We start from the raw sequence: 24,536 nt of genomic DNA, 5'->3' as shown, positions 1-24,536 counted from the left end.
TCATTGGAATTCAATTTGAGTTGAATATTGTAGAAGTGGTTAAGCCTTTTCCAGCTTTGGATCAAGCGCATCACGTAGTCCGTCACCCAGAAAGTTGAACGAGAGCACGAGCAGAATGATCGCAAGACCTGGATAGATGGCCAGATACGAATGGGTTTCCAGATACGTGCTGCCCAGCTTGAGAATGTTGCCCCACTCGGGAATATGCGGCTCCACGCCGAGCCCCAAATAACTCAGACTGCTGGTGGCAATGACCGCTCCGCCGATCGTAAGTGTAGACTTGATAATCATGGGTGCGAGCGAGTTCGGAATAATATGTTTGAAAATAATCGAGCGATTGTTGTAACCCAGTGCACGTGCAGCTTCAACAAATTCAAACGTAGATACATAGAGCACACTAGCCCTCATGGTTCGTGCATAAGTTGGGATTGAGCCCAAGCTGAGTGCGAGAATAAGATTGACCGTATTGGCCCCGAACGCCGCAATGATGGCGATAGCGAGCAGAATACCCGGAATGGCATAGAGAATATCCAGCAGTCGCATGATGATATTGTCCGTGTGTCTTCCATAGAATCCCGAGAAGGCTCCGAGAATACCGCCTATCAGTACCGGAATCAGGGTTGACATGAATCCTACGATCAACGATATACGGGCACCGAATACAATCCGGGAAAATAAACATCGTCCAAAGTCATCTGTTCCCAAGGGATAGGCGAGCGATGGAGACTGAAGCAAGGCAGAGTAGTTATTTTCTACAGCCATACTGTAATCAAAAGTAAAGAAGCTGCAAATCGATATTGAGAACAGGAAAATGATAAAAAACAAACCGGACATTGCCGTGACATTCGGAGCAAGACGCTCCCACAGATCATTCCAGAAGTTGGATTTCTGTTTACCCTGCCTGCGGATTCGTCCAATGATGGAAATACCCAGCAGCAGTGCGAACACATTCCCTGTGACCGAAGTCAGAATTAGGATCACGCTCACGCCCAGCATCCAGCGTGGGATGATCGAGGCTGAGGTATACCGGGATACGATAAACAGCACCACCAAATCAATGACAAGGACAAGTACGAGCACAGCCATGGCTGGCAAAAACGTATCCGCAACATACGGTTTAAACATATTGAGTGCCGAGACCCCAATAACGAACAGTTGGGTCAGCAGCATATACACCGCAAATGTATACTCAATGCTCTTTGTTTTCTTGATCAGATGAAAAGCGGCCGTCACGATAAAGATATTGCCTGAAATGATACCTAACAGTTGGACCCAGGCGAGTCTGCGAGTCAGCACAGAGATTGTCCCCTGCCGAATCAGGTCTCTCCGAATCCGGAGCGTCAGCACACTCTGGACCAGCGTGAAAAATAGGTAGATTCCAAGCACAGTCAGCAGAAATGGTCTGAACTCCTGAAGGCTCCAGTCATAACTGTTGAACAACAGTAACACCGACAAGAGAAGGGAAGTGACCCAGGCGAAGCTCGCCTGACTGTACTCCTGTGAAGACTTAAGCCGAAAACGCATTTCTTGTGTAAGTGAACCCGATTTTGTCATAGTGCACCTGCTTTAATATTGTTTCATCTTGGAACGAACTCTGGGATCGACAAACGCGTACAACAGATCTACCACAACATTGATGATGGAGATTGTAATCGCTGTGTATATGACCCCGCCCATAATGCTCGGAATATCAGGGATAAACTGTTTATCCACAATGTAGCTTCCAAGTCCGCTGATATTAAATACTTTCTCCGTTACAGCCGCCCCACCAAGCATGCCTCCGAATTGAAGACCTACAACGGTTACGATTGGAATTAGCGCATTGCGCACCGCATGTTTCAGCAGAACCTGTCGTTCGCTTAATCCTTTGGCACGAGCAGTCATCACGTAATCCTCATGAATAACTTCCAGTGTGGAAGACCGAGTCATACGGGCCACCGCAGCGGTTAATCCCGTTCCCAGAACAATCGTTGGCATAATAATAGATAGCCAGTTCTGTGGATTGAAGGTAGCCGGAAGCCACTGCAGTTTGATCGAAAAATTCAGGATGAAGATGAGTCCTTGCCAGAAATTCGGAATCGATAATCCAATTAATGCAATAAACATGAATGTGTAATCAAACAGTGAATTGGGCTTGATCGCCGAGATGATGCCGATTGGCAATGCGATGACAAGGGCAAGCAGCAAGGAGATAACGGCCAGTGTTAACGTGATTGGAAACTTTCTGGCGATCGTAGCCGTGACATCTTCATTCCCTGAAAAAGACTTGCCGAGATCAAATAGCGCTATGCCCTTGATATTGTTCCAGAGCTGGACAAGATAGGGCTGATCCAGGCCATAGACATGGTTAAAAGCTGCGATCTGTTCCTGTGTCGCTGTCTCTCCGAGAATGTTGGCCGCCGGATTGAATGGGGACAGGTACAAGATGGTGAATACAAGTGTAGCTACGCCCAGAATGACGAATACCGTCATCAGAATTCTTTCGAATATGTACTTTAGATAAGGATTGCCATACAAAAACATCATGGCGTACATCAGACAGCCCGGAATAACTGATATCGCAAGGAACCAAGGTTTATCAATCATCGATTGGAATGTATCAGCCATCGTCAGTCGCTGTTTTCCCTGTTCCTGAAGCTTGCTGAACGTTCGTTCCTTTAACTCCTTCTGAACGGATTCCTCCAGCCACTCCTCGGTCTGACGCTTAAACTCTGCCTCACTAACTTGCTGCCGAAAGAAACGGTGTTTACGCCTCAACTGTTCTTCAACGTCCGTCCTAAGTTTATCCCGATAAGAAGTGGAGAGCATATCGCGTTCAACAGCTTGTTGAACCACGGCCCAGCCATCCCTTTTTCGTCTAGATTGCCAGATCAGAAGTACAACCAAATTAACGGGCAGTCCGAGAATAAATAGAACATATCGATAGGAGGGATGAAGCAGCATTTTGCCATAATTAAATCCCAGGGTGTAAACAAGCTGTGACATTTTGCTGCCTTTTGCAAGATTCAAACCATGCGAGCCTCCTTTCATCTCATTTTAAATTGCATTATTCCGATTGATATAGTATATATTATTTAGAGTCTATTTAATTGTCAAGGTATGGAAGAGTATACATATGAGCACATGTGAAAATATGGATGAGGGCTGGTGATCACATGCAACCTTTGTTGAAAGTAAATGAGTTGTCCGTTTCTTTTCATTCCGGAGAGAGTGAATTTCAGGCGGTGAAAGAAGTCAGTTTTGAAGTGCGGAAAGGGGAAACACTTGGCATCGTAGGGGAATCCGGCAGTGGGAAGAGTGTGACGGCACGTTCCATTATGCGGCTGCTTGCCTCTCCTCCTTCGCAGATGAAAAAGGGTGAGATCCTGTTTAAAGGGGTAGATCTGGTCCATAAAACGCAAAAAGAGATGGAGAGTATCCGTGGCCGTGACATCGGCATGATCTTTCAGGATCCTATGAGCTCTCTTAATCCGACCGTGAAAATCGGAAAACAGATCACCGAAAGTCTGATTAAACATCAGAAGCTTTCCAGAGGGGAAGCGAAGAAGCAGGCGATTGCAATGCTGGAGCTCGTTGGTATTACCCGGAGTGAAATACGTTTCAATCAGTACCCACATGAATTCTCTGGAGGTATGCGTCAGCGGGTGATGATCGCTATTGCTCTTGCTTGCCGTCCTGAATTGCTGATTGCGGATGAACCTACAACTGCGCTTGATGTTACTATTCAGGCCCAAATCCTTAATTTGATGAAAGATATGCAGGCACAGTTGGGCACTTCCATTATTCTGATTACCCATGATCTCGGAGTAGTGGCAGGCATGTGTGATCGGGTTGTAGTCATGAAAGACGGGCAGATTGTGGAATCCGGCACAACCACAGAGATTTTTGCGAATCCGAAACATCCATACACAGCAAGACTGTTGAATGCATTACCTCGACTGGATGAGAAGAAAAAGCCGAAACTCGTCTCGTTGGTGCCACGCGATCTGGAAGATGATCAGCCTTTACTGGAAGTGAAGTCCCTCAAACAACATTTTAATTTGGGTAAAGGCAACACTTTAAAAGCTGTGAACGATATCAGTTTCGAGATTCGCCAAGGGGAGACGCTTGGGGTCGTAGGCGAATCGGGCAGCGGGAAATCGACTACAGGCAGAGCCATTCTACGACTGCATGAACCTACAGGTGGGGATGTGCTGTTTAAGGGAGTGCCGCTCAACCGCCTCTCTGCCTCAGAGATGAAAACGATGAGGAGACATATGCAAATTATTTTCCAGGATCCGTATGCCTCGCTTAATCCGAAATTTAGAATTATGGACATTATTGGGGAAGCCTTGGATATTCACCATCTTGCCGGCAGCCCCGCTGAGCGGGAAAAACGTGTGGAGGAATTGCTGGAGATGGTGGGTCTCGATCCGGCTCATGCCCAGCGATACCCTCATGAATTTTCGGGTGGTCAACGGCAGCGGATCGGAATCGCTCGTGCGCTGGCCGTGGAACCTGAATTTATTGTATGTGACGAGCCTTTGTCTGCGTTGGATGTGTCCATTCAGGCTCAGATCGTACAGCTGCTTGAAGAATTGCAGCAGCGACTTGGTCTGACATACCTGTTCATTGCACATGATTTGTCCATGGTTAAACATATCAGTGATCGTGTAGCTGTCATGTATAATGGGAAGATTGTGGAGTTAGCAGAAAGTGAAGAACTATATTCGAACCCTCAGCATGCGTACACAAAGGCCTTGTTATCGGCTATTCCGGTTCCGGACCCGGCTGTGGAAGCGAAGAAAAAACGCCATGCTGTAAACGAAGCCCCAAGAGAGACGGTAGAAGTGGAAGATCGCTATAATCTAGAACAGTCCCGATGGGTGGAAGTCAAAGAGGGACATTGGGTGGCCATTTCCGGATAAGGTGAAACATTCATTTTTAATCGAAAAAGAACCCCGGCAATGATCTGTGGAAGGTCATTGCGCGGGGTTCAATTCATGCACAGCAGACACTGTGACAGTGAGTGTATTATTTGAACTGAACGGATTTCTTAATGTTATCGATCTCGGCCTTTGTAGTATCATCCAAATAGGTGAAGATGAAGTTGAATGCATAACCTTCAATAATGGTGCTGTAGTAATCTTGCGTAATGGTTGAACCATTGCCCGCATCCATCGTAATTTGCATCAGATCCATCTCTTTGCCACCGATGGTTTCGGTTGTGAATTCCTTGTATTCATAAGGAAACTGGCTGTCCTCCATGAATTTCTTCGTTGCTTTCAGATAATCTTTACCGGTACGAATTCCTTGCAGCAGGCTTACTTTTTCAGCAATCGCCATGGCGGAAGGGCCAACTTGACTTCCGTCCAATGGATATTGTGAAGCCATCAACAGGTTCAGTGTTTTGGCCTGAGATAGTTCAATTTGTTTTTTCTTCGTTTCATCATCTCCAGCAATAACTTCGGAGGAAGCGTTAGTCAGCTCGTTCATGCCTGCGGCATCCTGGAACTCCCAAGCTTGGGGGAATTTCAGCGAAACACCGAAATAGTCATTGTTGTAAGAGCCTTTTTCCGTAGTTCCCAATTCAACGTCTTTGGAGTTATCTGTTTCCTTGGACTCGGAAGTGGATGCTTCGGAGCTCTCCGTGTTCTCCGTATCTTCTGTCTTGGCTGTGTCTGTATCTGTGCCGGCAGTGGTTTCTGTTGCAGTGGATTCCTTCGATTTGGCGTTGTTATCCGCTTTGTCGCCGCAGGCTGCAGCAACCAACAGAATCATAATTAACATGGCAAACAATGAAGCTTTTTTTGGATTAGACATATTACCCTCCTGAAAATGTGTGTGTGTTCTTGTTCTCTCTCTAATTCATGTGTACCTAAAATCTTAGCACAGATGTTCGTGTTGACCACCTATAGGAATCTATAGGTGTACCTTTATAGATAAGACAGACGGCTGGCAATTGAAACAGCTTCCGTGCTGGATTGTACACCTAATTTGTTAAAAATCACTTTTTTATGGTGATTTACGGTGCATTCCTTTATTTTCAATTTCAAAGCAATGGCTTTAACCGTCAGTCCGTTAGAGATCATTTTCAGAATGGTTAACTGTCGCTTGGTGAATTCAATCGATGGCTGCTCTGTTACCGACGAGGCAAGGTTAGATTGATACCGATTTTGCATATGGGCCGGGATCAGCTTGGCGATTGCAATCAGCTCACTCTGGATGTCTGCATTAATGGTGGAGACGTCCAGGTAGCCAACATGTTGAAGACCGACCGACAAAGGTGCAGCGTAGCAATGCCAGTTCTGAAAAAGTGGATTCTCATGCTGCTCAGGGGACAGCTGAACAGGCCCGTGTTTATCCATTGATTCGGATATGGCATTGACGCCACAGCTTCTAGCTGTAAAGATCATACCCGGGCGGATGGGTGACTGTTTCACCACCTGTTCCAAATCAGGGCTATAATCCATGGCAAGCAGAACTCCATGCCCGTCGGTGAGCAGAAAGAGATACGTGCTGGATAGGTTTTCTTTGATATCCGAGAGACTCTGCTGGAAGGCGTTAATCAGAAAATGATTGATTTTGCGAATCCTGTCCAGATTGGTTTTAGTTAAATATTGAATATGTGCCATACCGTGAGTATAATTTTCGCTCTCGGACCAGCTCTTCCGTAAGGAAGATGTTCTTGACATATGGTTACCTCCTTGTGATCAACCGATGGTTTCGATCACATGACCATCCTGATCGGTAATTTCAGTGCGGGCAATTCGAAAGAGAACGCCGGGCAGTGAAGCAATTTCAAATGTTTGCTCGACTGGGCGAAGGTTTGCAACTAACTCCGATACGGTTTGTTCATGCACAATTACCTTAATCTGGTTGCCATCCTCAGAAAATGAAGGTGTCCCCCCGGCTTCGAACGTAATGTTCACTCCTGATCCGATTAGGGACAGTGGAGCGCCTTTTGAAAAGCGGCTACGTAGTATTTTTCCGATAATTTGGGCTTGTTTTGCTCCGATCTGGAGTTCAGCGGGTACACTTTTTTGCAGTATTCTCTTGCGTGGAGATGTCCAGGCCAGTTGTTGTATGAATAAAAATGCTGTACTGGAACCTTCCTCTTCAATCCCGCGCTCAACAGCCTGTATCACTGAGGGGATATCCAAATATGAATTTCTCATGAGATCCGTAACGTATTTTGGCATGAATTCAACAAAGGCTGCTAACAATCCGCGGGTGTTCCATGTTTGCATCGTTTCGAGTTCCAGACCGGTGATTCCCACCATCTGAATGAATTTCACCGTTCCATTGGGTGTGGAGATCTCTGTCAGATCAGGATCTTCAATAAAAGAAAGTGCGGTTAGTAATGTATCTGAGCCGAGACAAATGGGGCCATTTGCATCCATGTAATCTCCTGCATGAAATACGTTTCCGCTAGTAAAAACATATCGTCCAACGTTCTGTAATAGATTCAGAGCCCAAGACGGGGGTGTGGACTCACCCTCACTCCGGGTAAGCCGAAACGTCATTTCAAATCCATAACCGCTATGCTCGAGATCTTCCGATTCCTTCTCATACAGTTCTGAAAAACCATAGGTAATGAAATGCCAGTGAGGTATGGGGGTATCCACTTTGTATACGCTAATTCCATTTAGCGGATCAGGTCCACCGAGCATATAAGGAATGGCTGTACCATAGTGAAGTGGTTCCTGATCTCCATATAACTTACCAACTGCTATATCAATGGCATCCCAACCGGATGTGTTTGCTTCTTCAGTCATTGTTGTGTTCCTCCTTGGCTATCCATTTTCCGGAAAAACATTTTAAATTAAGTCTACCTTTTTCAAAATCGGTTTCAAGCGGCTTAAGGATGAATTGCTTATCGTAGGACTTGGGGGTTACGATGTCTATTTCAGGGAGGGAATTTACATGAGTATGAAAGAGTTATATCTGGCGGAATTTAATCAAGGCAGTAGGGACTCATTTGTGCAACTCTTTGAAAAATCATATTTACATGTGGACCCAAAATGGGCTGAATGTGCAGAGCAGCGAGGGATTCCGGCAGATATTAGCAAGGTTATATTATGTGAAATGGGTGAATATGCGCTAAGATGGATAGACATGAAAGTTCCTGCATTGGGCGACGAAAGTCCTGCCAGCTACCTCGAATACGGGGATACAAATGCCCTAAGAGCAGCGATTATGCGAATGCCTCGATAACGTCCAAAGGTGGTCAGCGAGTGCATTGAGCGGAAAGTTGATTTTGCAAAACAGATATGTTACGCTTACATTACAAGAGAAAAACAACCGAATACACAATAACATCTTTTGATGGATTGTAACTGTGCAGACAGGCAAAACCTAAACTGATGGTGAAATGAAGGCTCTTTTTTTGCGAGCTATTTTACCTTGAGTTTAGGTTTTTCTTGTTTTTTGGCGTGAAATACAGCCGCTGTATTCGGGAAAAACCCAAATAAAATTCGAAAAGAGGTTGTTCGTTATGACCACGGCAAAAAAAGGATTCCCCGAAAACTTCCTGTGGGGAGGCGCTACAGCTGCCAACCAATTAGAAGGTGCATTCGATAAGGACGGCAAAGGTCTGTCTACTGCGGATATGATTGCGCATGTTCCCAAAGAGAAGCGTACAGGTGGACATGCCATGGAAATCTCCTCTACACGAATTGAAGAGATCCTTTCTGGCAAAATTGAAGAACGTTTCCCTAAACGCTTTGGTATTGATTTCTATCATCACTATAAAGAAGATATCGCGTTGTTTGCTGAAATGGGCTTCAAAGTGTTCCGTTTGTCCATTCACTGGGCACGTATTTTCCCGAATGGTTACGATCAAGAGCCGAACGAAGCTGGCTTGAAATTCTATGACGATGTCTTCGACGAACTGTTGAAATACGGCATTGAACCGTTGGTAACCTTGTCTCACTATGAAACTCCGCTGGGTCTGACACAGAAATACAATGGTTGGGCAGGCCGTGAAGTGATTGGGCACTATGTGAGATATGCAGAGACTGTGTTCAACCGTTATAAAAATAAAGTGAAATACTGGTTGACGTTTAATGAAATCAACGTGATGTTATTTAGCCCATACACAGGCGGCGGTATCCTGATTGATAAAGTGGACAACCAACTGCAAACGACATATCAAGCGCTGCATCACCAATTTGTAGCAAGTGCACTGGTAACCAAGCTTGCACATGAGATTATTCCTGGTTCCCAAGTGGGCTGTATGCTCGCTCGTATGGAAACGTACCCTGCGACCTGTAACCCGGTTGATGTTCGTCTGGCGCAACATGAGAATCAGATTAACCTCTTCTTTACGGATATGCATGCTCGTGGTCAATACCCGAACTACATGGCTCGTTATTTTGAAGAAAACAACATTGTGATTCAGAAAGAAGCAGGCGATGACGAAATCTTGCTCAACAATACCGTTGATTTCATTTCCTTCAGTTACTACATGTCCGTAACCAAATCTGCATCCGCAGACAAAGAAGAAACAACAGGTAACCTGACTGGCGGTGTGAAAAACCCTTATCTGGAAGCTTCCGACTGGGGCTGGGAGATCGATCCGATCGGTCTGCGCGTAACATTGAATAACTTCTGGGATCGCTACCAGAAACCATTGTTCATCGTAGAAAATGGCCTGGGTGCATATGACCGTGTTGAAGAAGATGGTTCAATTCATGACTCCTATCGTGTGGATTACCTGAAGAAACACATCGAACAAATGAAAGAAGCGATCAAAGACGGTGTGGATCTGATTGGATTTACAGCTTGGGGCCCGATTGACCTCGTGAGCATGTCCACGTCTGAGATGTCCAAACGTTATGGTTTCATTTATGTGGATTTGGACGACGAAGGTAATGGAACACTCAAACGTTCGAAGAAAGATTCGTTTGACTGGTACAAGAACGTAATTGCCAGCAATGGTGAGCAACTATAATTTGGTCTGACTCCTTTATCTTAAACCCGGATCGCTGTAGTAATTAGGCTATTCGAGGATTGTTACCGCATAAAGCGGGCAAAACCCAGCATAAAGCAGGCCATCGGTGATTATCTGATCTGAAGCCCTTTAGTTGGAGTGTTGTCCGCTTATTGATGTGGAACTGATCGAAACAAGTGCTTACGGGCATAGGGTCAACCGTTTTAACAAAGAATGAAGATAACGTAACCAGAGAGGAATGACAGATATGACAACACCATTTCCGAAGGATTTTCTATGGGGCGGCGCAGTCGCAGCCAATCAGCTCGAAGGAGCCTACAATACAGATGGCAAAGGCCTGTCTGTTCAGGATGTAATGCCGCATGGGATTACGACGCCAAGAACGGAAGGACCGACAGAGGATAACCTGAAATTGATTGGTATTGATTTCTACAACCGTTACAAAGAGGACGTTAAATTGTTTGCTGAAATGGGCTTCAAAGTATTCCGCACATCCATTGCCTGGTCCCGTATTTTCCCTAAAGGCGATGAATTGGAGCCAAACGAAAAAGGTCTGCAGTTCTATGATGACCTGTTTGACGAGTGCCACAAATACGGGATTGAACCCCTCGTAACGATCTCTCATTATGAGACACCGCTGCATTTGTCCAAAACGTATGATGGCTGGGTTAACCGTAAAATGATTGATTTCTACGAGCGTTATGTAACCGTGCTGTTTAACCGTTTCAAAGGCAAAGTAAAATACTGGCTGACGTTTAATGAAATTAACTCCATTCTGGAAGAACCATTCATGAGTGGCGGCATTTTCACACCAAAAGCGGAACTGTCCAAACAGGATCTGTACCAAGCAATCCACCATGAGCTGGTGGCAAGTGCGCTGGCAGTTAAACTGGGTCATGAGATTATGCCTGAAGCGAAAATTGGCTGTATGGTACTCAGTATGCCAACCTATCCATTGACACCAAATCCGGATGATGTTGTAGCTGCAATGCATGCAGAACAGCGGAATGACATCTTTGCCGATATTCATGCACGTGGCTATTATCCGAAATACATCAATCGTTACTTCAAAGCGAATAATATCAACATCAAGTTTGAAGATGGCGATGCTGAAATTCTGAAACATACGGTGGACTTCATCTCATTCAGTTACTATGTAAGTATTTGTGAGACAGGTGACCCACAGAAACGTGTTGAAGGTAAAGGAAATCTGTTTGCAGGTGTACAGAACCCTTACCTCAAAGCAAGTGAATGGGGATGGCAGATTGACCCGCAAGGCCTGCGCGTAACGCTGAATAAATACTGGGATCGTTATCAAAAACCGCTGTTTATTGTCGAAAATGGTTTGGGTGCAGTCGATGAGCTGATCACAGACGAAAATGGCAATAAAACAGTGAATGATGATTACCGGATTCAATACCTGAATGATCACTTGGTGCAAGTGGGTGAAGCGATTGAAGACGGCGTTGAAGTCATGGGTTATACCTCATGGGGCTGCATCGATCTGGTGAGTGCATCCACAGCAGAAATGAAGAAACGCTATGGCTTCATCTATGTGGACCGTAACAATGATGGATCAGGTACCCTGGATCGTTACAAGAAAAAATCATTCCATTGGTACAAAGAAGTTATTGATACAAACGGCGCAAGTCTAAAATCCGAAAACCATTAATTTCTAGTTCTAAAGACATATGTGGGCAGCATCTTCTTGTGTCATATTCAAGCACATTAACCGCTTTCACAAAAACATTGTCAGATGGATAATTATATGGTAAGATGGGCCTAAGGCTAATGAATACTGGATTGTTACTGTTCAATCAGGCAAAACCAGAAGCGGGGCATGTGTATCATGACCAGCTTTGGTTTTGCCTTTTACTACTTTGACGGTGCAAGGTGATGTGAAGAAATGAAAATTGAGAAGGTGCTGAACAACAATGTAGTTACTGTGATTGATCCAGGAGGAAACGAACTGGTCGTCATGGGACGGGGCATAGCCTTCAAAAAGCATACTGGTGAAACGATAGACGACAGTCTGGTCGAAAAAATATTCTCATTGGAAAGCAAGGAAGTATCGCAGAAACTGAAAACGCTTCTGTCTGATATTCCAGTTGAATATGTTGAATGCTCGGATGAGATTATTCGTTACGCCGAGACCGTGTTGGGTGAGAAGCTTCATGAAAGCATCTACATTTCACTTACGGATCATATTCATTTTGCCATTGACCGGCATCGTCAAGGCTTGCAGATTCGTAATGCATTATTCTGGGAGATCAAGCGCATGTACCGCAAGGAATATGCCATTGGGCTCAAGGCACTTCAGATTATTGAAGAAACATTGGGTGTCCTGCTTCCTGAAGACGAATGCGCATTCATCGCAATGCATCTAGTCAATGCCCAGATGAACGGTGAGATGAGAGAAACCATCAGCATTACGAATATCGTAAAAGATATACTCAACATTGTACGACGCAGCTTTGTTATTGAGCTGGATGAGGATTCGCTGAGTTATTATCGATTCCTGACACATTTGAAGTTCTTTGCTCAGCGCGTACTACACGGTACAGCGATTGAAGATAAGGAAGCAGATAATCCGCTTCATGACCTGGTGAGCAAACAATATCCTGAGGCACATGCTTGTGCCTGTAAGATTAACGACTATACTCGCAAGATCTATAGCCGGGTCTTATCCAAGGAAGAAATCCTATATCTGACCATTCATATTGAACGAGTTGTCAGAACTGAACAAACAATTGAATAATTGGGATTGTTACTGCAAAAAAGGCAAAACCTAAACGTTGAATAATGATAAGCTGAAACTGCTTTGTCATTATTCAGTGTTTAGGTTTTTTTTTAACCTTCATTACACATAAAAGGAGCAAAACACAATGGATAAACAACAATTGTCCAAGGATATTCTGAAGCTTGTTGGTGGCGAAGAGAACATCGATCAAGTCACACACTGTATGACAAGACTCCGGTTTAACCTGAATGACAACAAAAAAGCGGACAAAGCGACGCTGAAAAATACACCTGGCGTTATGGGCGTTATGGAGAATGGCGGACAGTTCCAGGTCATTATCGGGAACGATGTGCCCGTTGTGTATAATGCACTTGTAGGCAACATGTCCAAATCCCCGAATGCAGACGCTGGATCAACCGGTACTTCGACTGGGGTTAAGAAAAAGAGAAATCCAGTAAGTGCATTGTTCGACTTTATTTCCGGAATATTCACGCCGATTCTGCCAGCGATTACAGGTGCCGGTATGATCAAAGGGATCGTGGCAATCCTGGTAGCTGTAGGTTGGTTGTCTGATACCAGTTCAACTTATATCATTTTATCTGCTATCGGTGATGGTGCATTCTACTTCCTGCCGATCATTCTGGCGATCAGTGCTGCACGTAAGCTCGGTAGCAATATGTATATTGCTGCAGCGTTGGCAGCGGGGATTATGCATCCGACGATTACAGCCTTGCTTGCCAATGGTGACACCACATTTGTGGGCATTAAGGTTATAGCAGCAACCTATTCTTCTACGGTTATTCCAATTATTCTCGCAATCTGGATTGCTTCCTATGTAGAGAAAGCGGTTGATCGTGTTACACATGCTTCACTTAAGCTTCTGATTGTTCCAACGGTTACCCTGTTAATTATGGTTCCTCTGACCTTGATGACAGTTGGACCATTGGGTACAGTACTCGGTAATGGTTTGTCAGGTGGTATTTCCTGGTTGTTCGACAATATGTCTATATTCGCAAGTATCTTGATTGGTGGTACGATGTCACTTCTGATCATTACGGGTATGCACTATGCACTGCTGCCGATCATTGTTGGTTCGATGACATCACTCGGTTACGATTTTATTATTCCACTGATGTTTGCAGCTAACTTGGCACAAGGTGGTGCAGCATTTGGTGTTGGTCTTAGATCGAAAAATGGTAAAACTAAATCGCTTGCTTATTCCACAGGTCTTACGGCTATTATGGGGATTACGGAACCGGCAATGTACGGGATCAATATGAAGTTCAAAAAACCATTTATTGCTGCCCTGATCGGTGGAGCTGTTGCAGGTGGATTCATGGGGATCGTCAATGTTAAAGCTTATGTACTTACAGGTCTAGTGGGTCTGCCAAGTATTGCAGCATTTATCAGTCCGGCAATTAGCACGTTACTCTACGCTCTGGCTGGTGGTTTGATTGCCATCGTAGTAGCAGCAGTACTGACGTACATCCTTGGTTTCCAAGAAGACAATGCTCCACAATCGGCTGAAGCTACGCCAGCTGCTGAGCCTACAACACCAGCGGCAACGACTTCTGCTTCCGCAATAACTGCTATCGAAGAAACTAAAGCGCTGGATCAAGACGTATTTAGCCCAATTACTGGTGAAGTTAAATCACTGAGTGAAGTTCCAGACCCAGCATTCTCGGAAGAGATTATGGGTAGAGGGTTTGCGATTCAGCCGTCGGAAGGCCGTGTGGTTTCTCCAATTAACGGTACAGTATTCTCGTTGTCGAAGAGTGGACATGCCATTGGTCTCGTTAGTGATGACGGCGCTGAAATGCTGATTCACATCGGGATTGATACCGTGAAACTGAAAGGTCAATTCTTCTCCCCTAAAGTTCAAGCAGGAGCGAAGGTTGCCGTTGGTGATGTACTGATGGAATTCGACAGAGAAGAAATCGAAAAAGCCGGTTACACAACGATTACGCCGGTCATCATTACGAACATGCATCAATATAATTCAATTGAGTCTGCCGGACGTACAACGATTAAGGAAAAAGAATTGTTGTTCACGGCAAAAGCTTAACGAACATCAAAAAGCAGCAGTCTTTCCGGATGAAATTATTCCGGCAAGGCTGCTGCTTTTTAGTATATGGACGATATTCTTCATGGCTGATATTTGCTGGACACTACACCGAGCGAGAAGGCAGCAGCTCCTGAACCAATTGTACAAAGTGCTGCGCGGGCTTGGAAAGATGACGATTGCGATGCCACACAAGCGCAGAATCTACGTTAGATTGCGCATCTTGAATACGATAGATATGGAACGGATGCTCATGATAAAGCTGAAGAACCGTATGGGGCACGATGGAGCTTGCAAAACCGAGTCGCACAAGTTCCAACAACATGTTAATATCCGAGCATTCGCCCGCAATCGAAGGGTTCACGTGATGCTCACGGAATTTCTGTAATATCAGTTCGAACATCCCGAGTCCTTCAGTGCTAGGAAGCAAGAGAGGGATATCGGCCAGCTTTTGAAAATAAATCCCGCGCTCATCCGCTGACTTCAGTGGTGTGGAGGAAATATAGAAGAGAGCTTCCTGCGGTAGATGCAGCACTTCATATTGCTCTGTTTTGACAGGCATCCGTACACAGGCAAGCTCAATTTTGCCTTCACCCAAGAGCTGGCAGAGCTGTGCAGATTCATTTTGCTGAATTTTATAAGTCACCTGAGGGTGTGTTGTCCGAAACTGCTGGAGCGCCTGTGGGATCAAACGATCTGAAATGGTATTAATGCCAAGCGACAGCTTGCCCCGAATGCCATACCTGAAGCTTTGCATCTCCATGACGGCTTCTTCCATATATTTGGTCATTGTGACCGCATAATCATAGAAGCTTCGACCCGCCTGTGTCAGCTCCATGCTGCGTCCTTTGCGTTCAAACAAAGCCACGCCGAGCTCGTCTTCCATCAGCTTGAGCTGCTGGCTTAAAGGAGGCTGAGCCATGTGTAATCTGCGCGCTGCCGCCGTGATCTGTCTCTCCTCGGCAATCGCGATGAAATAGCGACATTGTTTGATATCCACGTGTGTTCTCCTTATTTGCAGCGATATGATTTTCATATGGGAAACCAACAAAACATGTATTTTTATTATACTTCCATCCTATGTTACCATACATAAGATTTAAACACTGCAAATCACACATGTCGATTATGATCTATCGAATATATGCCGTGAGGATGACGACGAATTGGAGGGTGAAGGTGCGATGCTGAAAACAATACATGCAGCTGCTGAAGCTGGACATACAGATGATGTGCTGCGGTTTATCGCACAAGGAACCGGAGTGAATGACCGGGATGCGCGAGGACGGACACCTCTGATGGCCGCGGTACATGGCAACAAGCCAGAGACGGCAAGTATGCTTATTGAAGCGGGAGCGGATGTGAACATCCAGGATCAACGACTGGACAACATGCTGCTGTATGCCAGTGCGGAAGGTTTGCGTAAAATGGTCGAACTGGCTATAAAAGCAGGTGCCGATACCCAGATTACGAATCGGTTTGGGGGCACAGCTCTGATTCCTGCTTCAGATCGAGGTCATGTCGATATTGTGGAGATCCTTCTGAAATGCACGGATGTGGATGTGAACCATATCAACAATCTGGGCTGGACAGCTTTGCTGGAAGCGGTCATTCTGGGGGATGGCGGCACTCGCCATCAGCAGATCGTAGCATTGCTTTTGCAATATGGTGCCGATCCTTCCATTGCTGACCGGGACGGCGTTACAGCATTTGCGCATGCCCGGAGGCATCATTATAAAGAAATGGAGCGAATGTTAACCCAATCATGAACAGACATCAAGAGCAATCTTTGCAAAATAATTTAAAGGGTGCGTCATCGCTTGCATTGGCAGGTATTCAGTGGTTTTTCTTCCTGTTTACCAACACAGTGGTGGTGCCGTTATCCATCGGACACAATTTTCAGCTTTCACCGGAGGCCATTGCTGCGTCGATGCAGCATGCCTTTTTGCTTACCGGGGCTGTGTGTATATTACAGGCGTTCTTTGGCCATCGTTATGCCGTGATGGATGGTCCCTCGGGGTTATGGTGGGGGCTGACGCTAAGCTTAACGGCCTCGGCTTCATCGGCAGGAATGAGTTTGGAACGTATTGGGGGAGGACTGGCTGCGGGTTTCCTGTTAGCTGGGCTGACGATGATGATCCTTGGCGGGCTTGGAGCGGCGCATGTGCTTCAGAAGCTGTTCACACCAATGGTCAAGAGTGCGATGTTATTTCTGATGACGATTCAATTGACCATGAATTTCTTCAAAGGCATGGTTGGATACACCGAGTTTGGCACATTCAACCTGCCTGTAGCGGCGTTGTCCGTTGCTATTGCGTTTCTTGTGGCCTTAATCCAGCTTAAGGGAAAAGGCAAGCTTGGCAACTATTCCATCCTGATTGGCATCGTGACGGGGTGGATTGCCTACAGTTTTGTGTTCCCTGGACAGCATGCAGGAGCATCAGGTCAACAGGATTTAAACCTGTTTTCCTGGTTTCCATGGGGGACGCCGAAGTGGGAACCGGGAATCGTCATCACAGCTTTTTTTGTTGGGCTGGTGAATATGACGAACTCCATCACCACATTAAGCTCCGTCGAAAAAATATATGGAGTGCAAACGACCAGCCAACAATATAAACGATCGTACATGCTCACGGGACTATTCACCATGTTATCTGCGTGTGTAGGTGTACTGCCGTTCGGATTATTTGCTTCTTCAATCGGATTCCTGGAGAGCACCCGCATTCTGAAACGGGCTGCGTTTGTTGTTGGAGCAGGCATGTTATGTATATTGGGACTTACACCTTCCGTGACAGCCTTTTTCGCACAAATCCCTCCCAGTGTAGGGAGCGCCGTTCTATTTGTAGCCTATTTGCAAATGTTCGGTACAGCCCTAAGAACACTTGAAGGCACCACCTTTAATTCCAAAACCATCTATCGTGTGGCACTGCCTGTTCTTACAGGTGTTGCTGTAATGAACATCCCTGCTGAAGCGTTTCATGCTCTGCCCATGTATCTCATTCCGATCATTAGCAATGGGCTTGTCATTGGGGTTGTGGTGTCACTTTTGCTCGAAACCACAGTGGATTGGTCCAAGATGGACAATACTACGACTGCTACCAAAGCAGCCTGAAAATTTAAAATATTGAAACAGTCCGGTTCACTGGGCTGTTTTTTTTGTTAGATTCGTGCTTCCCGGGTTACTTCACCATAATTTTGCCTTGCCCCGCAAGCATTCTCATTTCTCTGGATAAACGCTCATGATTGCCTTGCTGGATCTCCAGCTGTACGCCGTAGTGCCATTGGTTATTTTCTTCTTTGCCCCAGCGCAGCGTTCCTTCCAAATACAAGGGGTCTTCAAAAAGCAGCAAGTTCATGCCGATTCGGATGTTATTGGACTCCACATGCAGATTTAACGGAAATGAAAGCTGACAACCGGATCGGCTGATATCGCATAATTCCGCTTGAATGGGTTTGGGTGGTGCTGAGGCGCCGTTAATGCTGAGTATAAAAATTTCGAACATTATCGGTTCCTTTAAAGTATAGCGAAAAGGTTCTCTTCTAAGGTTGATAGCCATGGTTTCCTCCACAAAATCACAAAAAGTCAGTTATGATTATATCGTCATTTTTGCTAAAAAAATGAAGAGAATAACCTTGTTTGCTAACACCTTAATTCTTCACATGTATAACATGAACCTAGTTAACTCTTGAGTACCTTTAACCTGTGTGCCGGGCTTGATATAATGGTTAAATATGGTTCTAATAATCTCGCCTGCGGATCAAAAGGGGATGGAGCGGATCAAATTGCGTCATTTTTCTTAAGAATTTCAGGAGAAATGAATCGATTGGGAACCGGAAGTGTGCAACAAACGGTTGATCAACTGCGTGAATAGAGTTCAAGAATTGAACAATATCATCCAAATACTGTGCGTCCATTAGTTTTCGTGGCGAGAACAAGGCCGTTGCATAGGTTTTGAACGTAGAATGTACCAGTGAAGAGGGCAGTATCGAATGATCAGCATCCGGTAGTTTGGTTACACTGAGCAGTGATTGTGGAATCATCTGACGATACACGCGCTCTGTCTCTTGAACATCGACATTTATATCTTGACCTCCAAGCACGAGATGAACAGGGCTATGAAACGAAACGAGCCCATCTGTGGCATCTGATTCCACATTGTTGACGATAAACGTCCAACGCTCCTTGGAAATGAGTTGGTCCTTATTAGCTATGAGTTTATATTCATCATAGGTGGCCTTGTTTCGAATCAGCTGCAGAACCTGGTCATTATAGAGCTGCCTTGCAGTGATCTCTTCCTCGGTATATCCCTTCTGGAGCATTTCCTGCTGGGTGTTGTATCTGCCCTGTGTAATCCAGTTGATGGCGGGGGAAACCAAAATGCTAAATGCAATATCCGGATCTTGTTTCACGATGTTTGGAATGACCCATCCAGCCTGGCTGGCACCCCACAAACCAATTCGATCTTGATCAATAGAGGGTTCTTTTCTGGCCCATTCAATGGCGGTTAAGACATCCTGTGCACGATCCTCCATGGTTTGGTCAAGCCAGTTTCCCGAGGAACCGCCAACACCACGTTTATCCAACGAGAGGGAGGCATACCCCGCCATGGCAAGCTTTTCCCACAAAGGTCGGTACCCACCGTCATAACTGGCATTAATCGGACCATCACCATGTACAAAAACGACAAGGCCAACCTTATCTGAATGCTGTTTGGGCAGTGTGAGTATACCCGTTAATTGTCCATATGAGGTTGGAATGGAGATGCGTGTTTCTTTCATGTTGAATGTGTTCTGAATGAGCAGCCAAGACACAATAGCCAGAATGATGATTGTTACACCGATCAGCCATTTGAAAACTGAGGTCGTAAATAATCTTAGTCTAGGGGGCTGTTGTTTAAACACTGAAATGCCTCCTGTATGTTAGAGATAGGGATCATCATGAAAATCCATTCAGGTTCACGGAACAGGAATTTTCGGGAAATGCTGTTGTGTGATGATTCCACTCTGAAGTTCAATTGTTGGTAAAGACGAATGGCTTGTGTGTTGCTGCTGGATACGTGCAAAGATATATATTTACAATGGAGATGTTGGTTTGCAAACTGCTGAGCAGTAATCAGCAACTGTCTGGCAATCCCACGCTTTCGGTGACTTGAAGCTACAGCCAAATGCTCAATATAACATTCGTGTGGACTTGGCTTATATTCCAGGGCAATCATTCCGACCATAAACATGCAGACATTGCGTAGTCCGTATTGCTTGCAAAGCTTACGGAGTGGAATGTGATGGATCTCCTTTTTTATCTGTAGGGGGTTTTTGAGGCACCATTTCAGGCATAGAACCCCGACAACCTGGTTTCCATCCATTGCAATGAACTGCCTATCGGAGGGTGAGTTTCCCTGATCAATCCATATAGCGCCAAGCAAGTCAACTATTTCCGTTGGGGCGAGCCGAACAAGAGCCTCAAACTTGGTTGCAAAAGAATGGACTATTAATTTTCGGACAGCCAGTTGATGTTGATTTTGATCATCATAGTCCACAATTTGAATTGGAGTCGTGAGGTTCATAATGGGTTCCTTTCTTTCACTTTAGGAGGAGTGACCTCAATTCTGGCCTGAATCTCATAGTGTAATTGATCAGTTCCTAACATGGAGAGATAGGACTTTTCAATCAAGATTATAGGGTCTACCAGCACGTAAGTGGCTTGAAATGCATATTCCTTAAGGTGATGAATTTCCTGGGCAATATTTTCTTCGGATGTCACTGTGAATGATCTGGTTAGATATAACCCTTTTTCAACAAAAGAATCGCTGGTAGCATTAGAAAACGGAACACAGACTGCAACCTGGTCTAAGGTATACAAGTAGTGTAAATCAATTTCAAACAATGCAGGTTGATCCGTACGATGCTGATAAAGTGCACGGGCATGCAGAGATTCGTTTGGTTGGATGGTGATCCAAGTGGTGAAATGCCGAACAGGAATTTCCTTTATCTCATATATGGGTATACACTGATCCTGCTGGGATTGGCTGATCCATTCCTGCTGTTCCTGCAATATGCCTTGAATGAATTGTTCCATATGCATTAACGAATCAATCTGTGATTGTACAGCTCGAAGTGAATCGGTTAATAATCGGTTATAGTCATCTGCGGAATAGGAGAGCATGCACTCTTTGATTTGCTGAACAGGGACATTCAACTTGCGCAATAAAAGAATGTGAGAAAGCTGGTAGATCTCATCCATTCCATACATACGGTAGTGGTTGGTATCCACATATGCCGGGAAAAGTATTTCTTTTTCCTCAAAGTATCGAATTTGATGGATTGAAACATGCATTAATTTGGATAATTCGCTAATCGTAATGTATTTGTTCATTAAGCTGGCTCCTGTCTGCTTGAATGGAATAGTTCCACTATAAACCTTAGGTCTGACCTAGGGTCAAGGTGTTTATTTTGAATTAGAAAGGAGAGATAGAATGAACGGGAAATTTCAGATCTTCACGGATACGGCAGCATTGTGCCTGTACGATCTGGGGACGTTAAAACATCGTGTTGGAGACACACCGGACTGGTGGTCTATTGCGGAAGATGAACTGACAGAGGTAAATGCAGGCAACTGTTTGTTTCTGAATCTGGGTGAAGATGGACAGTATGAGGTGACATGGGGTCTGGATGATGCGGGGAAGGAACTGGAGATTGCACAGGTATACCATCTACGTGTCCCTTCCGGTAACGTGTATCTGGGGGCTGCCGATGATGTCAGTGGGGGTGAATTGGAGCCCGATGAATCGTGCGGCGGCGTGTTGCTCCAGATGGAACCTGGAAATTATGCGTGCATGATATTGAGGGAAAGCAATCAAATATGGATTACCATCAAACCCAGTCTGCAAAGCGAAAATAGTTTGAATGACTTGATCCGCATCTGACGTTATAAGTCCGTGATGGAAGGAGGCATATGGATATGGAAATGTATAAGGTACAGTTGGAACGCATACAGGGAAAGTTGAACAAACTCCAGACTCTGGACCCGAAGCGGAATCTGTTTGGGGCAGAGAATCATCAATATGAGATAGCTCCGGTATGGACATTGGACGAAATTAAAGCTTTTGAACAGAAATGGAAGATAGCGCTGCCTGAAGAGTATCAAGCTTTTTTGCTTGGGATTGGAAGTGGTGGTACAGGTCCTTATTATGGGCTGGAAAAGCCGGAGAACGGCATATATTTGGTGATGAATTATGATGATGAGTTGAATGCAATTTCTGAGCCGTTTCCACATGTGGAATCCTGGAATTGGGATGTGGACTGGTACGACGACAGCAAAGAAGAGGACGAGTGGGCAGCGCTTGAACATGAGTATTATGATCCGAAATGGTCGGCAGGGATGCTGCGAATCAGTGATTTTGGATGTGGCGTCTCGCTCAATCTGATCGTGAAGGGATTGTCCTACGGAGAGATCTGGACCGATGATCGAGCGAACAGTAATGGGATTTATCCGGATCATTATATGGGCAACGCGGAGCGGCTGGGTTTTATGGACTGGTATGAATTGTGGCTGGACCGCTCGATCAATGAATTGAATGAGCAAGAGTAGTAGCCTTTAGCTAACTTTTAGATTAAAGGAGGTACCATGTGGGCTGGGAATATGGCATCAGAACAACAAATCCTGTCATTTTGCCTCGGATTGTGAAGCGACTGGCGGAGTCCGTAACCTTCTCAGACTTGTATAAGTTGGAGCATTATGAAGATGGGTTTGCGTTGCTTTAGGAGGGTTCGCCCTAGCCTGAAGCTCTACAAGTCTCGATTGAAGTGGCATCGGGAATGAATGAGATTGTAGAGGGAGAGTTATACATATATTGTCTGTTTCATGTAGGAGGTGAATTCGCAGCAAACTGGCTAAGGCAGATGGGAGCAGCTACGAATCAGGATGACGCTGAGCTGGAATGGTTTGAACTTTAAATAATGATGCGGAAATCAATACAAGAGCTTCCTCCTCAGGATTAGGCGGGGCTTTTTTGTGATGGAAAATAAATAAAAAACGGTTTGGCTTGTTCATCCGTCTTAAACCACAGAAAGAGAGAGAAGGAGGGGATTGCAGGGTGGATACCAAAGCCGAGATGAAAAAGATGCTGTTTGTACAGAGCGAAGACGAGACGGCATTTGTCCAATCCATCATGGAGCATCAGGACACGCTGATCTCCATTGCCTACAGTTACCTGCGTAATCGTCACGATGCACTAGAAGCGGTGCAGGAGATGACATGCCGGGCCTGGATCAAGCGTCGCTCTCTGAAAAATGAGAAGGCGTTCAAATCATGGATTATTCGTATTCTGATCTATGTGTGCATTGATGAACAAAGGCGTCGCAAACGGGCTACACCACTGCCAAGCGATGGGTTGGAGGAGGCGATATCCGAGTCTGCCATTGGAGGACGCAGCGATAACAGACTTGCAATGTGGTCCATGCTTGAGAAAATAAAACCAAAATACCGCCATGTATTACTGTTGAAATACTATAACGACATGACGTCAATTGAGATTGCCTCCATTCTCGGCAAACCGGAGGGTACCATCAAGACCTGGCAGCATAAAGGGTTGGAACTGTTACGGAAACAGATGAAGAACAGGGGGGATTGGCATGACAACTAGTCCGGAGGAACATGCACTTTTTGCAGATGCTTCCCAGGCTAAGCTGGAGAGACAACAATTGAATCCAGCGGACACGGCCTTTGCCATTCAGCGAGGTCTGGCAAAGGCCAGAACCCGGCGAATGACAGGTCATGTGCAATTAAAGTGGATTACGGCGGTGCTCGTAACCGCTCTGGCAGCCGGATGGCTGCTGATGGGTCCACTTGGCGGTACACCACAACAGGCAATGTACAGCCAGCCCGCACAGAATTGGGGAGTTCTTGAACCTTTTCGGGAGTTGGCTGAAAAGGATGTAGAGGGCAATACGATTACATCCGCAATTAACAATGGTTATGTACAGCTCGTGAATCGTTCTGTGAAATCAGGAATATATCAGTTAACCGTCAATGCAGTGATGGCGGATGAAAACAAGATAATCGTTTTGTACACAGCCCAGACGGATGCTTCTCAGGAGATATATTCGGTGAACCGTTCCAGGGTAACTGACATGCTGACCAATCATAAATTTGATGATAGTAATGCGGGGGGAGTCCAAGTACCCAAAGGGAACCATATCATATACGGTCGAACTGCGATTAACCTCAAACGAACTGATGCATTTCCTGAAAAGTTAATGCTCGACTTTCAAATCGTCTCCCTCGATCCGGGGAAGCTAGCAGACCCAAAAACAGGGACAAAGCGACCCGAAATGCGATATTCAGAACTGATGAAGATTTCTTTTGACTTAGACCCCAAATTTTCGGTTCCCAAGACGGAAATTATAAAACTTAATCAGTTATTTACGATTGGCGGTCATGAGGTGATGTTATCTCAAGTCGAGATGTCTCCACTTATTATACAAGCCAAACTTGTCTATGAACCTAATAAAAAGTTTGATTTCCAAACCAAACAATCTATAAGTGAATCAGTACATCCTTACGAGATTGTTTCTATAACCAAGAATGGTAAGCAGACCAAGCTTCTAATGTATCGAGGTAGCGAAACAGAAGACGGGATGATTTTATACTACAGCAGCAATATGCTGGACGATCCTCAATCGCTTGTATTGAAAATACCAACTGAACCCGGCAAAGTTTACGATGACTTGCAGGAAGTGGAGAAACATAAGCTGGAACTGAAAATCAAATAGGATTTAGAAGAAGGCGATACAAAGTCATG

At 45.2% G+C, this 24,536-nt stretch carries 24 protein-coding genes; 14 read left to right on the top strand and 10 right to left on the bottom strand.

The genetic code is table 11. From position 1 onward, the window contains the following. Positions 1 to 39: 39 nt before the first annotated feature. Both AC4PM4_RS13650 and AC4PM4_RS13645 read right to left on the bottom strand, forming a co-directional pair. A complete protein-coding gene (locus tag AC4PM4_RS13650) occupies positions 40 to 1,554 on the bottom strand; it encodes an ABC transporter permease (RefSeq protein ID WP_090809721.1) in 1,515 nt (504 codons plus the stop codon). Positions 1,555 to 1,566: 12 nt separating this feature from the next. Continuing rightward, positions 1,567 to 2,985 (bottom strand): ABC transporter permease, encoded by a 1,419-nt coding sequence (locus tag AC4PM4_RS13645; RefSeq protein ID WP_072734795.1) that lies wholly within the window; start codon positions 2,983 to 2,985, stop codon positions 1,567 to 1,569. A 170-nt stretch (positions 2,986 to 3,155) separates the two neighbouring features. Between AC4PM4_RS13645 and AC4PM4_RS13640 the strand changes: the two genes are divergently transcribed. Then, positions 3,156 to 4,907, top strand: a complete 1,752-nt coding sequence (locus AC4PM4_RS13640; RefSeq protein WP_090809725.1) for an ABC transporter ATP-binding protein — start codon at positions 3,156 to 3,158, stop codon at positions 4,905 to 4,907. A gap of 106 nt (positions 4,908 to 5,013) precedes the next feature. Here AC4PM4_RS13640 and AC4PM4_RS13635 read toward each other — a convergent pair whose 3' ends face one another. The 3 genes from AC4PM4_RS13635 to AC4PM4_RS13625 all read right to left on the bottom strand — a co-directional run bounded on the left by AC4PM4_RS13635 (position 5,014) and on the right by AC4PM4_RS13625 (position 7,757). Beyond that, entirely contained in the window at positions 5,014 to 5,802 is a 789-nt protein-coding gene (locus tag AC4PM4_RS13635; RefSeq protein WP_488731507.1) for a hypothetical protein, read from the bottom strand. Positions 5,803 to 5,915: 113 nt separating this feature from the next. Then, on the bottom strand, positions 5,916 to 6,674 hold the full coding sequence (locus AC4PM4_RS13630) for a LuxR C-terminal-related transcriptional regulator (RefSeq protein ID WP_063565379.1): 759 nt from the start codon (positions 6,672 to 6,674) through the stop codon (positions 5,916 to 5,918). An 18-nt stretch (positions 6,675 to 6,692) separates the two neighbouring features. Continuing rightward, the gene (locus AC4PM4_RS13625; RefSeq protein ID WP_491613834.1) at positions 6,693 to 7,757 is read right to left on the bottom strand and encodes a suppressor of fused domain protein; all 1,065 of its coding nucleotides are present in this window, start codon (positions 7,755 to 7,757) and stop codon (positions 6,693 to 6,695) included. 148 nt (positions 7,758 to 7,905) lie between these two features. Between AC4PM4_RS13625 and AC4PM4_RS13620 the strand changes: the two genes are divergently transcribed. The 5 genes from AC4PM4_RS13620 to AC4PM4_RS13600 all read left to right on the top strand — a co-directional run bounded on the left by AC4PM4_RS13620 (position 7,906) and on the right by AC4PM4_RS13600 (position 14,739). Then, positions 7,906 to 8,196: a hypothetical protein gene (locus tag AC4PM4_RS13620; RefSeq protein WP_491613833.1), complete on the top strand. Its 291-nt coding sequence runs from the start codon at positions 7,906 to 7,908 to the stop codon at positions 8,194 to 8,196. Positions 8,197 to 8,476: 280 nt separating this feature from the next. Next, positions 8,477 to 9,934, top strand: a complete 1,458-nt coding sequence (locus AC4PM4_RS13615) for a glycoside hydrolase family 1 protein (protein ID WP_062325655.1) — start codon at positions 8,477 to 8,479, stop codon at positions 9,932 to 9,934. A gap of 247 nt (positions 9,935 to 10,181) precedes the next feature. Next, positions 10,182 to 11,606 carry a glycoside hydrolase family 1 protein gene (locus AC4PM4_RS13610; RefSeq protein ID WP_063565380.1) on the top strand — a complete coding sequence of 475 codons (1,425 nt, stop codon included), beginning with the start codon at positions 10,182 to 10,184 and terminating at the stop codon, positions 11,604 to 11,606. A 234-nt stretch (positions 11,607 to 11,840) separates the two neighbouring features. Further along, on the top strand, positions 11,841 to 12,692 hold the full coding sequence (gene licT / locus AC4PM4_RS13605) for a BglG family transcription antiterminator LicT (protein ID WP_053781440.1): 852 nt from the start codon (positions 11,841 to 11,843) through the stop codon (positions 12,690 to 12,692). A gap of 127 nt (positions 12,693 to 12,819) precedes the next feature. Further along, a complete protein-coding gene (locus AC4PM4_RS13600; protein ID WP_491613832.1) occupies positions 12,820 to 14,739 on the top strand; it encodes a beta-glucoside-specific PTS transporter subunit IIABC in 1,920 nt (639 codons plus the stop codon). A 103-nt stretch (positions 14,740 to 14,842) separates the two neighbouring features. Here AC4PM4_RS13600 and AC4PM4_RS13595 read toward each other — a convergent pair whose 3' ends face one another. Then, positions 14,843 to 15,736 (bottom strand): LysR family transcriptional regulator, encoded by an 894-nt coding sequence (locus tag AC4PM4_RS13595; RefSeq protein WP_063565383.1) that lies wholly within the window; start codon positions 15,734 to 15,736, stop codon positions 14,843 to 14,845. A gap of 184 nt (positions 15,737 to 15,920) precedes the next feature. Here AC4PM4_RS13595 and AC4PM4_RS13590 point away from each other — a divergent pair, with 184 nt between their 5' ends. Then, a complete protein-coding gene (locus AC4PM4_RS13590; RefSeq protein WP_072734793.1) occupies positions 15,921 to 16,505 on the top strand; it encodes an ankyrin repeat domain-containing protein in 585 nt (194 codons plus the stop codon). Further along, positions 16,502 to 17,848 (top strand): uracil/xanthine transporter, encoded by a 1,347-nt coding sequence (locus tag AC4PM4_RS13585; RefSeq protein WP_072734609.1) that lies wholly within the window; start codon positions 16,502 to 16,504, stop codon positions 17,846 to 17,848. The genes AC4PM4_RS13590 and AC4PM4_RS13585 overlap by 4 nt, the downstream gene beginning before the upstream one ends. A gap of 67 nt (positions 17,849 to 17,915) precedes the next feature. On the opposite strand, the gene AC4PM4_RS13580 is transcribed toward AC4PM4_RS13585, so the two are convergent. The 4 genes from AC4PM4_RS13580 to AC4PM4_RS13565 form a co-directional block, all read right to left on the bottom strand. Beyond that, positions 17,916 to 18,293 (bottom strand): PilZ domain-containing protein, encoded by a 378-nt coding sequence (locus AC4PM4_RS13580; protein WP_063565385.1) that lies wholly within the window; start codon positions 18,291 to 18,293, stop codon positions 17,916 to 17,918. Positions 18,294 to 18,474: 181 nt separating this feature from the next. Continuing rightward, positions 18,475 to 19,638, bottom strand: a complete 1,164-nt coding sequence (locus AC4PM4_RS13575) for an alpha/beta hydrolase family protein (protein ID WP_491613831.1) — start codon at positions 19,636 to 19,638, stop codon at positions 18,475 to 18,477. Continuing rightward, complete coding sequence (locus AC4PM4_RS13570; RefSeq protein ID WP_161490590.1) at positions 19,611 to 20,273, bottom strand: GNAT family N-acetyltransferase; 663 nt, start codon at positions 20,271 to 20,273, stop codon at positions 19,611 to 19,613. The genes AC4PM4_RS13575 and AC4PM4_RS13570 overlap by 28 nt, the downstream gene beginning before the upstream one ends. 23 nt (positions 20,274 to 20,296) lie before the next feature. Further along, complete coding sequence (locus AC4PM4_RS13565; protein ID WP_072734608.1) at positions 20,297 to 21,109, bottom strand: MerR family transcriptional regulator; 813 nt, start codon at positions 21,107 to 21,109, stop codon at positions 20,297 to 20,299. A gap of 100 nt (positions 21,110 to 21,209) precedes the next feature. Here AC4PM4_RS13565 and AC4PM4_RS13560 point away from each other — a divergent pair, with 100 nt between their 5' ends. The 6 genes from AC4PM4_RS13560 (at position 21,210) to AC4PM4_RS13535 (ending at position 24,507) form a co-directional block, all read left to right on the top strand. Beyond that, positions 21,210 to 21,659 (top strand): DUF6386 family protein, encoded by a 450-nt coding sequence (locus AC4PM4_RS13560; RefSeq protein ID WP_491613828.1) that lies wholly within the window; start codon positions 21,210 to 21,212, stop codon positions 21,657 to 21,659. A gap of 35 nt (positions 21,660 to 21,694) precedes the next feature. Then, a complete protein-coding gene (locus tag AC4PM4_RS13555) occupies positions 21,695 to 22,324 on the top strand; it encodes an SMI1/KNR4 family protein (protein ID WP_491613827.1) in 630 nt (209 codons plus the stop codon). Positions 22,325 to 22,362: 38 nt separating this feature from the next. Beyond that, complete coding sequence (locus tag AC4PM4_RS13550) at positions 22,363 to 22,497, top strand: hypothetical protein (RefSeq protein ID WP_491613826.1); 135 nt, start codon at positions 22,363 to 22,365, stop codon at positions 22,495 to 22,497. 54 nt (positions 22,498 to 22,551) lie between these two features. Further along, entirely contained in the window at positions 22,552 to 22,689 is a 138-nt protein-coding gene (locus AC4PM4_RS13545) for a hypothetical protein (RefSeq protein ID WP_491613825.1), read from the top strand. A 140-nt stretch (positions 22,690 to 22,829) separates the two neighbouring features. Beyond that, positions 22,830 to 23,378 carry an RNA polymerase sigma factor gene (locus tag AC4PM4_RS13540; RefSeq protein WP_491613824.1) on the top strand — a complete coding sequence of 183 codons (549 nt, stop codon included), beginning with the start codon at positions 22,830 to 22,832 and terminating at the stop codon, positions 23,376 to 23,378. Further along, complete coding sequence (locus AC4PM4_RS13535) at positions 23,368 to 24,507, top strand: DUF4179 domain-containing protein (protein WP_491613823.1); 1,140 nt, start codon at positions 23,368 to 23,370, stop codon at positions 24,505 to 24,507. Before AC4PM4_RS13540 ends, AC4PM4_RS13535 begins: the two co-directional genes overlap by 11 nt. Positions 24,508 to 24,536 lie beyond the last annotated feature (29 nt).

Source organism: Paenibacillus sp. MDV22-iso6 (assembly GCF_058408365.1).
Note: the sequence above shows the minus strand (reverse complement) of the source record. Positions and strands in the feature narration are given on the sequence as shown.

Excerpts from the sequence above, each read along its gene's own strand:
- AC4PM4_RS13650 (WP_090809721.1), bottom strand. The coding sequence starts at position 1,554 with ATGACAAAATCGGGTTCACTTACACAAGAAATGCGTTTTCGGCTTAAG.
- AC4PM4_RS13645 (WP_072734795.1), bottom strand. The coding sequence starts at position 2,985 with ATGTCACAGCTTGTTTACACCCTGGGATTTAATTATGGCAAAATGCTG.
- AC4PM4_RS13640 (WP_090809725.1), top strand. The coding sequence starts at position 3,156 with ATGCAACCTTTGTTGAAAGTAAATGAGTTGTCCGTTTCTTTTCATTCC.
- AC4PM4_RS13635 (WP_488731507.1), bottom strand. The coding sequence starts at position 5,802 with ATGTCTAATCCAAAAAAAGCTTCATTGTTTGCCATGTTAATTATGATT.
- AC4PM4_RS13630 (WP_063565379.1), bottom strand. The coding sequence starts at position 6,674 with ATGTCAAGAACATCTTCCTTACGGAAGAGCTGGTCCGAGAGCGAAAAT.
- AC4PM4_RS13625 (WP_491613834.1), bottom strand. The coding sequence starts at position 7,757 with ATGACTGAAGAAGCAAACACATCCGGTTGGGATGCCATTGATATAGCA.
- AC4PM4_RS13620 (WP_491613833.1), top strand. The coding sequence starts at position 7,906 with ATGAGTATGAAAGAGTTATATCTGGCGGAATTTAATCAAGGCAGTAGG.
- AC4PM4_RS13615 (WP_062325655.1), top strand. The coding sequence starts at position 8,477 with ATGACCACGGCAAAAAAAGGATTCCCCGAAAACTTCCTGTGGGGAGGC.
- AC4PM4_RS13610 (WP_063565380.1), top strand. The coding sequence starts at position 10,182 with ATGACAACACCATTTCCGAAGGATTTTCTATGGGGCGGCGCAGTCGCA.
- licT (WP_053781440.1), top strand. The coding sequence starts at position 11,841 with ATGAAAATTGAGAAGGTGCTGAACAACAATGTAGTTACTGTGATTGAT.
- AC4PM4_RS13600 (WP_491613832.1), top strand. The coding sequence starts at position 12,820 with ATGGATAAACAACAATTGTCCAAGGATATTCTGAAGCTTGTTGGTGGC.
- AC4PM4_RS13590 (WP_072734793.1), top strand. The coding sequence starts at position 15,921 with ATGCTGAAAACAATACATGCAGCTGCTGAAGCTGGACATACAGATGAT.
- AC4PM4_RS13585 (WP_072734609.1), top strand. The coding sequence starts at position 16,502 with ATGAACAGACATCAAGAGCAATCTTTGCAAAATAATTTAAAGGGTGCG.
- AC4PM4_RS13580 (WP_063565385.1), bottom strand. The coding sequence starts at position 18,293 with ATGGCTATCAACCTTAGAAGAGAACCTTTTCGCTATACTTTAAAGGAA.
- AC4PM4_RS13565 (WP_072734608.1), bottom strand. The coding sequence starts at position 21,109 with ATGAACAAATACATTACGATTAGCGAATTATCCAAATTAATGCATGTT.
- AC4PM4_RS13560 (WP_491613828.1), top strand. The coding sequence starts at position 21,210 with ATGAACGGGAAATTTCAGATCTTCACGGATACGGCAGCATTGTGCCTG.
- AC4PM4_RS13555 (WP_491613827.1), top strand. The coding sequence starts at position 21,695 with ATGGAAATGTATAAGGTACAGTTGGAACGCATACAGGGAAAGTTGAAC.
- AC4PM4_RS13545 (WP_491613825.1), top strand. The coding sequence starts at position 22,552 with ATGAATGAGATTGTAGAGGGAGAGTTATACATATATTGTCTGTTTCAT.
- AC4PM4_RS13535 (WP_491613823.1), top strand. The coding sequence starts at position 23,368 with ATGACAACTAGTCCGGAGGAACATGCACTTTTTGCAGATGCTTCCCAG.